Origin of the sequence: Paraburkholderia sp. DD10 (genome assembly GCF_049177125.1) — a bacterium.
Taxonomy (GTDB): domain Bacteria; phylum Pseudomonadota; class Gammaproteobacteria; order Burkholderiales; family Burkholderiaceae; genus Paraburkholderia; species Paraburkholderia terricola.
Genome location: NZ_CP185392.1, coordinates 1237865 through 1249530, shown reverse-complemented (window position 1 = coordinate 1249530; position 11666 = coordinate 1237865). Strand labels below are relative to the sequence as shown.

The window sequence follows — 11666 nt, the reverse complement described above, 5'->3', positions numbered from 1 at the left end:
GCACTCACTTGCTGTTCGTCGTCATTCGTCCGGCGCGGCCGACAGCAGGCCGTCGCCATCCACCCTGAAGCTGAAGCCGCGCCACATCACGCGCGAGGACCAGAAGCTCGCGACGAATATCGCAAAGGAGACAATATCCCATAACGGCAGCAGCCATAGTCCGCCGTGCGCCTGCCGCAGGGCGCGGTCGACGGAACGCTTCAGCGCGAAACGCGCGCAGACGGCGAGCACCGCGACGAGCCACGTCCACCACGCGCCGTCTGAGAACGCCACCGCGAGCAAGGCAAACGCAAGCGGATACATCAGCGCGGAACCCAGATGGCCGAGCGGATCGATGCGGCGAATAGTACGGCTCCAGCGGAGTTCGTGCGAAAACAGCTGCGCCGCGCTGGTTTCCGCGCACGCATGCCCGATGATGAGCGGCGAAATCGCCACTGTCTCGCCCGTTGCGCGCACCGCTTCGCCTATCGCATGGTCTTCCGCGAGATGCCACACGAACGGCATGAGGCCGCCGATCCGTTCCAGTGTGCAGCGCCGCATCGCAATCGTTTGTCCAAAGCACGGCCGTGCGAGACCGAGCGCGAGTCCGGTGACGACACCGGGCAGAAACTGATAGTTGGTCGCCTTCGCCGACAAACGCGGCCAGAAGCCGGGGTCGGGCCGCCCGCGGTACACGCAGGTCACGAGCCCCACCCCCGGACTTTCCAGCTCACCGACGATATTGCGCAGATAATCGGGACCGACGCTCACGTCGCTATCGGCGAAGACGAGCACGTCGTGCCGCGCTTGCGGCAGCATATTGATGATGTTGCTGATCTTGCGGTTCGGGCCGTACAGGCGCGCGTCGGCGACAACGGTAATGTCCGCGTCCGGATGCAGGCGCCGCAATTCGTCGACGGCCCCCAATGCCGGGTCCGCCGAATCGTGCACACCGAACACGAACTGCACGGGACCGGCATAGTTCTGCTTGCAGAAGCTGTCCAGATTACCGAGCAGCGCCCACTCGTGACCATGCAGCGGCTTGACGATCGTGACCGGCGGAAAACTGCCCGGCTCGATCGCCGCTCGCGCGAAGAACCGCCCGACCAGCACGCTCGCGAGCATCGTGTAGCCGATGCCGAACACCGCGCACGCGCCGCATGCATAGGCGGGCGCGGCGGCGAGCCAGTGCGCACCGCTCACGCCTCGTGAGCGCGCAGGAAGCGGAAGAATTCGACGCCTTCACGCAAGCGCCGTTTCATCATGTCCCAGCTCGTGAGCATTTCACGCAGGATTTCCCATATTTTCGACGGGCGAAAATAGAAGCGCTTGTAGAAGTTTTCGAGCTGGTGATAGATCTCGTCACGCGACAGATGCGGATAGCCGATTGCCGCGAGTTGCACGCCTTCCTTGCTGACGAGGTTGATGACCTTGTTCTCTTCGAGCCAGCCGTTTTCAACCGCCTGGTTATAGAGCGTCGTGCCCGGATACGGCGCCGCGAGCGATACCTGGATGGTGTGCGGATTGATTTCCTTCGCGTATTCGATGGTCTTCTGGATCGTCTGCTGCGTCTCGCCGGGCAAACCTAGAATGAACGTGCCGTGAATCTTGATGCCGAGCTTGCGGCAATCTTCGCTGAAGCGGCGCGCGATATCGGTGCGCAAACCTTTCTTGATGTTCAGCAGGATCTGATCGTCGCCCGATTCGTAGCCGACCAGCAGAAGACGCAGGCCGTTTTCCTTCATGATTTTCAGCGTCGAATACGGTACGTTCGCTTTCGCATTGCACGACCACGTGACGCCGAGCTTGCCGAGTCCACGAGCGATTTCCTCGACGCGCGGCTTGAAATCGGTGAAGGTGTCGTCGTCGAACATGATCTCCTTCACTTCGGGCAGGTTGTCGCGAATCCATTTCACTTCTTCCAGCACGTTCTCGACCGAGCGCGTGCGGTAGCGATGGCCGCCGACCGTTTGCGGCCACAGGCAGAACGTGCACTTCGAGCGACAGCCGCGTCCGGTGTAGATCGACACGTACGGGTGCTTCAGATAACCGATGAAGTAGTTATCGATCTTCAGATCGCGTTTGTAGACGGGCGCGACGAACGGCAGTTCGTCCATGTTCTCGAGGATCGGCCGTGCGTCGTTGTGCTCGATCGAGCCGTCGGCCGCGCGATAGCTGAGCCCTTTGATCTGCGCGAGCGGTTTGCCCGCGGCCACTTCCTGGCACGTGAAGTCGAATTCTTCGCGGCAGACGAAGTCGATCGCATCGCTTGCCGTCAGCGAATTGTGCGGGTCCACGGCAACTTTTGCGCCCACCATGCCGATCAGCACCGAAGGCTTGCGCTTTTTCAGATCCTCGGCGAAAAGCGCGTCGGTGGGAAAGGACGGCGTGCTGGTGTGAATGATCACCAGGTCGTAGTGCTGCGCGATGTCGAGGCTCGCGTCGACGGACAGGCCGTCGGCCGGCGCATCGAGTACACGGCTATCGGGAACGAGTGCGGCAGGTTGCGCGAGCCACGTGGGATACCAGAACGAGCGGACTTCACGCTTGGCCTGATAGCGCGAACCCGCGCCACCATCGAAACCGTCATACGACGGCGCCTGCAAGAACAGGGTTTTCATGAACGCTCCAGCGTGCCTTGAACGGACGTTTTCAGTTTTCGGTCGAAACTGGAACTCGCGGGATGGCGAGCGCGACGGCAGGATTCGCGCAAATGGTACGGAGCAAAGCTGAAGGAAACCTTAAGCGCGGCGGCGTGTGGCGTGGCGTGACGGGCGCAGAGGATATCCGCCCGGTCTTTCCTCAGTCCCGTGGTTGCATGATCCGCAGTGTGGGGCTTCCCTGAACGTTCCTGAGTGGCAAGTAGACACGGTGCGTCGAACCGTCGACTGCGACGATATGCGCATTGGGTCCGATGCGGCCATTGCCGATCTTCGACACTTTGCCCGCTTCGGCCTTGAACATCGAGACGATGCCGGCCTCACCAGCGACATAGAGCAGATGCAGTTGCGGATCGAAGGCCAGGACATCCGGACCCTGACCGGCGTCGAAGGATGCAGTGACGCGCATCGTGCGCATGTCGAGCACCAGCAGCTTGTCATTGCCTTCACACGCGATGAAGGCGAGCCGTTGCCGCGGTTCGATCAGCAACCCGTGGTTGCCCTGCGCGCCCGCCAAGCCGATCCGCGCAACGATCCGGTCAGTAGCAGGGTCGATCTCGACCAGTTGCCTTCGGGATTGCACGTTCACGAAAATGTGCCGGGAAACCGGATCGTATTGCGTATTGCCGACTTCGCCACCCAGAGGAATCGTTGCCACACGCGTGTTCGTTCTGACATCGATGACGGTTTCCGTCTCCCCGGTCTCGTCAGACACGTAAAGCTTGTGCGCCTCGGGGGCATAAGCCATGCCGTCCGGATAACGTCCGCCCGGCATGCGCGCGACGATTTTTAGCGTTGCTTCGTCGATCGCCACGACTTCATTCGTTCCCGTCGCCGACGCATAGACGCGCGACAACTCGGGAATGGCAAGCACGCCGTGCACCGACGCGACGTTTGTGATGCGGCCAATGACACGCGACGCAGCGGCATCGAAGACGATGACCTCACCATCGCCCAGGTGAGCGATGAACAGCAGCTTGCGTCCGGGGTCGTAGCTCTCATAGTCGAGGCGCGTCGCGGCACCCGGCAACGGAATATCGGCGATGTGCTTCAAAGGCAGATCGCTCGACGGCAGTTCGTCGGACGCAGCCGATGCCCGAAGGAACCCAGGCCCCACAGCCACGAGCGCAACGAACAAGGCGACGAACAGTGGCAAGCCAATGGGTCCAATGCGCGGAGTGTTCATGACGTCCTCCTGTTCAGGCCCGTACCGTCGCGAGCCGGTGGAACTCAGCCGCGACAGTGGTCTCGGAAAAAATTTCCACGCGCCTTTTGCGGCGCGCTATCGCGCCGCTCCGCCCTGCGCGTCCAGTGCGGTCTTAACCGCCTACCGATGCATCGTTCCGATCAAACGCGAGAATCTCGACGCTTGGCTTGTTCCTGATCCGTCCAATCTGAAGTCGCAATGTTTCAAACCGGCAGAAACTGGCCGATGCTGCGGCGAATCAATAGGTATTGCGGCAACTCCGGGCCCTTTAACAGGCTGCTGAAGTATCGGCGGTAATGTCATCGCTGAAGGCCCCTGAAGCGTTGATGGAAGACCCCCACTTGCCCCTTGGAGATCATGCGCGGCGCCGACACATTCACCGAGAGTTTGTTTTCCATGCGCAAGCTGGACGACTTCGTTCCGAAGTCGCATCCGTTGCGTTCGATCCGGGTGATGGCGAACGAAGCACTGGTGAAGATGGATCGGTTGTTTGCCGGGATGTACGAGGCCGACCTCAAGGGTGGGCGGCCGAGCATCGCGCCGGAGAAGTTGCTGCGAGCCATGCTGATCCAGGTGCTCTACAGCATCCGCTCGGAGCGCCAATTGATGGATCAGGTGCAATACAACCTGCTGTTTCGCTGGTTCATCGGCCTGGCGATGGATGACGAGGTTTGGGTACCGACGGTCTTCACGAAGAACCGCGAACGCCTGATCAAGCATGATGCGGTGATCGAATTCTTCAACGAAGTGGTGGCGATCGCTGAGAAGAAGTGCCTGCTCTCGGGAGAGCACTTCAGCGTGGACGGCACGCTGATCCAGGCGTGGGCGGGGCACAAGAGCTTCGTGCCCAAGGACAGTGACGATCAGGACAGCGACGGCGGCAACGCAGGCGACTTTAAAGGCGAGAAGCGCAGCAACGAGACGCATGAGTCCCGGACCGATCCCGATGCACGGCTCTATCGCAAAGGCAATACGGCCAGCGAATTGCGTTACATGGGCCACACGCTGACCGACAATCGACATGGTCTGGTGGTCAACGCGTGCGTGACGCGCGCTGACGGGCACGCCGAGCGCGAAGCGGCCAAGGTCATGATCAACGACGCGCGGCAAGCGGCAGAAGATGCGAGCGCAGAAATCACGCTGGGCGCAGACAAGGGTTACGACGCACAGGAATTCATCGAGGCGTGCCAGCAGATGAAGGTCACACCGCACGTTGCGCAAAACACCTCGGGGCGGCGTTCATCCGTGCCCGATACCATTGCCTCGAGCGTGGGCTACGCCATTTCGCAGCAAAAGCGCAAGTTGATCGAACAAGGCTTCGGGTGGGCCAAGACCGTGGGGCGCATGCGCCAGGTGGTGGTGCGCGGGTTGAAGAAAGTGGACCAGATGTTCGTGTTGAACATGGCTGCCTACAACCTCGTGCGCATGCGCTCACTGACACAAGTCCGTCTGTAGCAGCGAAAAACGCGGCAATGAAGCCAGAAATTGGCCTCAAACTGCCGAACAAGCGTGGAATTCACGTTGAAATTGCACAATGCGATAAACCTTGTGGCGAGAGCCGCGTAAGTGCAGAAAGGCTGCTTCTGTCGGACTGTATTTCAGCAGCCTGTTAAGGTTCACTGTTTTCGGCCAATACCACACGTGTTTATGCCGCATCCGCATAATCCGCTGAGCCGATGGCTAACATTGAGGAAGTTGCGGTTCAGCGATTGGTCGAGTGGCGAAAGTCGTCTGAATACTACCAATATAATGGCTGCTATGACAGCGACGGATGCAAGTATGCGCGTCGGGGCATATCTTAGCGTTCCTGTTGGAGAGGGACACCGTTTTTGATCTCGTCGCGGTTAAGTTGGCCGCGCGTATATTATCCACGGCCCCGGACGTCGCAATCTTCGTCGGGTATCTATAAATTAGCAGAAGAATGCGATGCGCCCAACCATCAATAGGTGAAGAGGAAAATGACCGTCGATTCCCGTGCTAGGCCACGTTTTGAGCCGATTTTTCGGAAAAAGATACTGGCCAAGCGCGTTACCACGAGGAATTTTAGCTATGTAATAACCCGATTGTCGTTTCATTGGCTTAATAGAATAGCGGACGATCATCTGCAGGCACGAGGCCATAAGATGGCCGTCTTTGCGAATGAACATATAGGCGGATTTATCCATGCTTTCGGGGTTTACGAGCAGGAGGAGCTTGACGCGCTTTTCAATTTCCTAGAGCCTCTACGTGATGTTTTTCGTGCAGGCATGGCGCTAGACATCGGTGCCAATATCGGCAATCACAGCCTTTACTTCTCCAGGACATTTAACGCGGTTCAATCCTTTGAGCCAGATCCATCGACTTTTTATTTGCTCAAGTTCAACGTGAGTTTTCGCAAGAAGATTACCGCATACAACATCGGGCTAGGAGATCATAAAGGGACTTTCAGGCTGTTAGAAGTACCGAAGAACATGGGCGCCTCCACTATTGTCTCTGATCAGGTCGAAGGCAAATCCAGCACGGACTACGTCGATGTGCAGATTGTCAGGCTTGATGATCTTGACTATCGCGATGAAGGCCCTTGTTTTATCAAAATTGACGTTGAGGGTTTCGAACCAAGGGTACTCCAAGGCGGCTTAAGGACGATAACGAAGCACTGGCCACTTATAGTATTGGAGCAGCATGAAAGTGCCTTTACGGAAGGCAGTACAGAATCGATTTTCATATTGAAGAACTTGGGATATGAATTTTGTTGGCATCAAAGCGGGGTAAGATCGCGAAACACCTTTGTTCGTCGCATTTTCAACATCAAAGAGTTGTTTATTGGGCGTACGCACAAGATTATTACTGCGGAGACGATTCCAGCGGGGGATTATTCAATGCTTATAGCGGTACCTCCCCGCTTTAGAGATCTTCTCCATCTTTGACGCGGAGCAAATAGTAGTACACCGGATTATCAAATTTCACGCTCAACGCTTGTTAGTTTTCTGTCGCATTTGCGCACTGATGTAGAATTGAGCGGCGGAATTTTCGGAAGCGAACCTTGAAAAAACATATAAAAACGAAGACCGATCGAACGAAACCGCCTGCGGGGAATGCCGCCAATGACCAAACGCCGACCGCGCGAGACGAGCGACAGCGCGGGTGATGGCGCCAGAAGCGCCCGACCAGCGCAGTTGACGCTGAAAGCGTGGTTGTTGCCCACGCCGATTTCGGTAGGATCGATCGCCTTGCTGCTGAGACTGAAAGAGTTTGTCGCCGTGGCCACCGAGACCATGGAGAACCTGGATCTGATGCTTGAGCATTGGAAGCTGCGCGCGGTGCTGACGGACACCCGCCTGTGTTATGCCGACGACTTCCCGGTTCGGCATGCGGCGAGCGACGTTGCCTTCAGTGTCCTGCTTGTCACGATGACCAACATGTTTCCCGAGGAGACCGCGAGCGATATCGGGGATGAACAGGGTTGGTGAGAGAAGAACTGGGCCTGTCCGTCACCGTGCGCTTTGGCAGATCGAGCCGCTTCGGCTGGGCCTGCTGACGTTAACCAGACCAACGTCGCTTCCTCGTTCCGATGTTCAGGAAGGTGTTCGCGTTGTCGCAATAGGCGTCACCCGCCACGTTTTAGTCGCCTCACGCGCTGGCGCATCGAACGTGATACACATCGCCCCAGATGCAGGATGCTTCGCATCGCGGCATAGTCCGCACTCGCTCGCGTGACCTCCAGCCGGGGAACCAATGTTCCCCCGAAACCGCTGAGGAACTTGAGAATGCCGACATTGGAAATGCCGTCGAAATCGAAGGTGAGACTTCTTTCCCGGGCATTGCGCATGGCGTTCCATAACAACAGGCCGATGACACCGCCGTGGGCCTCTTCTTTTCTCGACGACAGCAGGTAATACATCGTGTGCTTATCCCATATCACCGCGATGGCGGAGCACAGGCTGCCGTCCGCCTGGTAGGCGCCAAGCACCATGCCGGATCCCCTCGAGATGAAGGCATCGACGAGTTGCTTCATGACGTGCGTGCCGTACACGTTATCCCGATTCCGGCGCGTCAGATTGGCATCGTAGAAGCTGACGAACAGGTTCGCGTCCGTTATCTGACGTACGGTGTGCTGTTCGCCGGCACGGCGAATCAGGTTGCAGGTATTCGGACGAAGTCCGGCCCATACCTCCGGCTCGGCCCTGACGGGCTCGATCCGCATCGTATAGCTTACGGCGACCTCGAAGCCCAGCAACGCAAATCCAACGGCATCCGGGATGTGCGGGTCGAACCGCTGGTAGAACAGCGCGCACTCGGGCAACTGCTCGACGAGGGCTTGCGTTGCACCGAAGCAATGACGCCAGTCATCGTCGCCCGTGCCTTTTGCTGCCGGAATCACGGGACCGAGCGTGCGCGTTAGCGGGGGCAAGGTCGAGAGGCGCCAGATGCCCTTGCGCGTCACGGTGTACGGCATTTCAGCGATCAGTTGACCGCGCTCATGAACCGACGCCAGCTTCCAGTTGCCCCCGGTCGCGATATCCAGCCACCAGGGCTCATGGAAAATCGAGCGCCCGTTCAGACCGGCGCGTGCGGCGTGGACGACAGTTGCGCTGGCGTTGCTCACATCGGTGCGCATTCGGTCGAGTTCGATTCGTGGTGCAGGCATCAGCTTCACGGAGACGTCTTCGTTTACCAAGGTATCAGCGTAAATGTCGCAAGCAGCCACCCAAGGATTCAATCGGCTGGAGCGTTCGCAGATGACGAGTTTAGACACCGACATGACCCTGTGGCTTCACTCATGAAACCAAGGATGTAGTCGGCCTGTCGCGCTTTGCCGTTAAAAGACCGCTGTCGCGGTGTCATGTCAAGCTGGGATCGACAGGGCAAAGCGTAGCGGCAGTCCAGATTTGCCATCTGTGCGAGATCAAACACTCGCAGATTCAATGATACTGCACCGAATGACCGGGATTTCTCGCAGGGTCTGGTTGGGTGCCTGTCTAAGGCGGTCTTTCGAACAGCTTTCGAGCGCAGGGCAAGACTGGCAGGCGCGGTTATCTTCCAGTCTGAACCACTTGACTGCAGTGGAGCGCGAGAAGGCCATGGCGGCTTTGATTAATCTCATGTGGGCGCGTGAGACGCGTCGCTCTAACGCACGATAACTGCTCCGCTAAAGTGGGTGGCGGGAGAGACGATCCGGATGCTAGACGATAGAGCGGCTTCGCGAATTGCGAGATATCGCGCAGTCGACAAAAGTGTGTGCTCGACTTTCGCCGTACCGGAGCGCCTCGTCTTCATGCAAAAATTCAGCTTGCTCTGGAAAACTTGCAATCGCCGGAGATAACTTGTCCGGGGAAAAATGGACCAGGAGACCCTGAATCTGCACCCCATGCCGTGAAACGACAGACTCAGGCACGGAGTGACACGCACTTCGATGCAGTATCCGCGATACGGCGCGCTAGATTCGTAGGACATAGCTACTCCCCCGAACAGGTGGACCTGAACGGCGCAACCATCATGCCTGTCCTATGCGCAGGCAATTGGGAGAAAAAGCCGCTGGGGCGCGCACGTCCCTGAATCGAATATATCTGCCGGATACGTTAATCATCTGTTTCGTGAGGATTAGCGTGCCATGTGGAGCCCGCGTATTAGCGGGAGGCGGCGGTGTTCGGATGCTGATCCGGCCTGTTCCGGATTAGCGACGCGTAACGCGACTGTAGCTTCCCATATGTCTCCCGCGCAAGGCGGTTCTGCACGGCTTCGATCTGTTCAACAGGTGTAACCTTCGGTGCACCCACCAAAGGTACGATGCTTCCCGGGCAAGTGCGGACGAACGCCGACAGGCAAAGGACCGGCCAGGAACGACATGGAGACTGCGGAAGTCTTTCCCTGGTTTTTACTGAAAAAATCTAATCAACAATGAGGTCGACAGCACTTACGCATTCGTCGATCTGCCCCGTTATCGAAGATCAACGGCTCGGCCTTGCCGGTCGCGGCAATGAAGTAGCCGACCTGCGCGTGATTCGCCCGCACCTTAAGGGGTTTCGTGTTTAGTTCGATTGTTCGACATCAAGCCACTGGCGAAGTCTGCTCGAGGCTGCTGATCGGCGCGTGATCCGAAACGGCGGCACGACCTACGCACCAGCTGTATCAGCCGCCTATACGACCGCGTGGGGGGAAGAACTGCCCCGCCACGGCAACCGACACCGGCACCAGCCAGTCGCTCTGCGTGTTGCGGCAGACGACGGCCAGAGACGGCACTATATCGATACGGACACGGTAACGCTCACTTACTGAATTTCGGCACCGCCGCGACGGGGACATCCGGCGCCGCGGTGTCCGGCCCGCTGGCGACCCGGTTACGGCCACCTCCCTTGGCCTCATAGAGCGCGGCATCGGCCGCATTGATGAATGCACGAAGCGTCGCATAACGCTGCCCGACCGTGCAGGCGACCCCCACACTGATGGTCACGACGTGATGGACGCTGGCCACGTGATGACGGTCAAGCGCCTGGACGGTTGCACGAATCGTCTCCGCGATCCGGAGCGCGCCGTCCAGCGGGGTATTGGGCAGCAGCACTGTGAATTCTTCGCCGCCGTATCGGGCGGCGGTGTCGCCCGGACGCCGGATCGCCTCGCTGATACACGCAGCGACAGCCGCCAGTGCATCGTCGCCGGCCGAGTGACCGTACATATCATTGAAGCCCTTGAAGTGATCGACATCGATCATCAGCAGCGACAATGACAGGTCGCTACGCTGCGCACGGCGCCATTCCGCCTGCGCCATGTCGTCAAAGGTGCGCCGGTTGCAGAGTCCCGTGAGCCCATCGGTTCTCGCAAGCGATCGCAGTTCAGATTCCATCGCCAGACGCCGCTTCAGCTGCTGCGCGAACAGCACGGCCAGCGCAACGATCAGCAGATCGAGCGCAACCATCAGAGAACCGATGATCCACGCGCGCCGGCGCCATTCCTCATAGATGTCGTAGGTCGCGAGCGCCACGTCGAGAATCAGCGGAAAGCCGGCGATGTGACGAAACGCGTACCAGCGTTCGACACCGTCAATCGCGGCGGTGCCAAAAAAGTCGCCGCTTGACGCCTGGGCAAAGCGCGTGTAATTGGCGGTGCCCTTCAGGCTTCGCCCGATCACCTTGCTGTCGTAAGGCCGGCGCATCAGCATGGTCCCGTCGTCCAGCATGAGTGCCATCGAACCGTTGTCGCCCAGATTCATCCCGGCGAACAGTCGACGGAAGTAATTGACGCGCATGGTCCCGACGACCACACCGGCAAAGCTGCCGTCCTGCCGTGACAGCCGGCGGCTGAGCGCAATGGTGGTGCTGCCATTGCTGAGCCGGGGCTCGAACGGGTGACTGACGTACAGACCGGCGTCCGGTCGGCCCCGATGGATCTGGAAATAGTCGCGGTCGGCGACATTCACCGGACGCGGTGTCAGATAGCGGGAGTCGATGATCACATTGCCTGTCGCGTCCGTCACCAGCAGCGAGCCGAGATCCTTCGCGAACGCCGCGCCGTCGAACAGGACCATCCGGCGGATGTCGGGCGGCAGGTCGGCCACGCCGGGTCGCCGCAGGCCATCGGCCACCGCCTGCAGGGAAAGATCGTAGACTTCGAGATTGCGCGACACGTCGCGCTCCACCAGCAGCGATACGTTAAAGGCCGCTTCCTGCGAGCGCCTGAGCGCATCGTGCCGCATCTGCGTGAGGACCCAGCCCGCGATGGCGAGAATCGCACAGGCAACGAAGACGCTGACGCCGATGATGGTGTTCGGCCGGCGGGTCATCGGTCGACCGCCACGGCCCCGGTTTCCTGAATCAACGTAGCTCCTTGTCACGAATATTTCCGCA

Annotated in this window: 8 protein-coding genes; 3 read left to right on the top strand and 5 right to left on the bottom strand. The window is 59.0% G+C overall.

What is annotated here, in order from left to right; translation table 11 throughout:
* Positions 1-21: 21 nt before the first annotated feature.
* The 3 genes from hpnI to ACOCG7_RS05775 form a co-directional block, all read right to left on the bottom strand.
* Positions 22-1182: a bacteriohopanetetrol glucosamine biosynthesis glycosyltransferase HpnI gene (hpnI, locus tag ACOCG7_RS05785; protein WP_244746032.1), complete on the bottom strand. Its 1161-nt coding sequence runs from the start codon at positions 1180-1182 to the stop codon at positions 22-24.
* Entirely contained in the window at positions 1179-2600 is a 1422-nt protein-coding gene (gene hpnJ, locus ACOCG7_RS05780; protein ID WP_073432015.1) for a hopanoid biosynthesis associated radical SAM protein HpnJ, read from the bottom strand. Before hpnJ ends, hpnI begins: the two co-directional genes overlap by 4 nt.
* 181 nt (positions 2601-2781) lie before the next feature.
* Entirely contained in the window at positions 2782-3825 is a 1044-nt protein-coding gene (locus ACOCG7_RS05775) for a YncE family protein (protein WP_083086143.1), read from the bottom strand.
* Between the two features lie 378 nt (positions 3826-4203).
* Here ACOCG7_RS05775 and ACOCG7_RS05770 point away from each other — a divergent pair, with 378 nt between their 5' ends.
* The 3 genes from ACOCG7_RS05770 to ACOCG7_RS05760 all read left to right on the top strand — a co-directional run bounded on the left by ACOCG7_RS05770 (position 4204) and on the right by ACOCG7_RS05760 (position 7295).
* Positions 4204-5301, top strand: coding sequence for an IS5 family transposase (locus tag ACOCG7_RS05770; protein ID WP_073432981.1), 1098 nt, complete (start codon positions 4204-4206; stop codon positions 5299-5301).
* Positions 5302-5804: 503 nt separating this feature from the next.
* Positions 5805-6752, top strand: a complete 948-nt coding sequence (locus ACOCG7_RS05765; protein ID WP_083086144.1) for an FkbM family methyltransferase — start codon at positions 5805-5807, stop codon at positions 6750-6752.
* Between the two features lie 177 nt (positions 6753-6929).
* Positions 6930-7295: a hypothetical protein gene (locus ACOCG7_RS05760; protein WP_083086146.1), complete on the top strand. Its 366-nt coding sequence runs from the start codon at positions 6930-6932 to the stop codon at positions 7293-7295.
* A 137-nt stretch (positions 7296-7432) separates the two neighbouring features.
* Here the strand turns inward: ACOCG7_RS05760 and ACOCG7_RS05755 are convergent, their stop codons facing one another.
* The gene (locus ACOCG7_RS05755; RefSeq protein WP_161553706.1) at positions 7433-8581 is read right to left on the bottom strand and encodes a GNAT family N-acetyltransferase; all 1149 of its coding nucleotides are present in this window, start codon (positions 8579-8581) and stop codon (positions 7433-7435) included.
* Between the two features lie 1509 nt (positions 8582-10090).
* Positions 10091-11602: a sensor domain-containing diguanylate cyclase gene (locus tag ACOCG7_RS05750; RefSeq protein WP_421377135.1), complete on the bottom strand. Its 1512-nt coding sequence runs from the start codon at positions 11600-11602 to the stop codon at positions 10091-10093.
* Positions 11603-11666 lie beyond the last annotated feature (64 nt).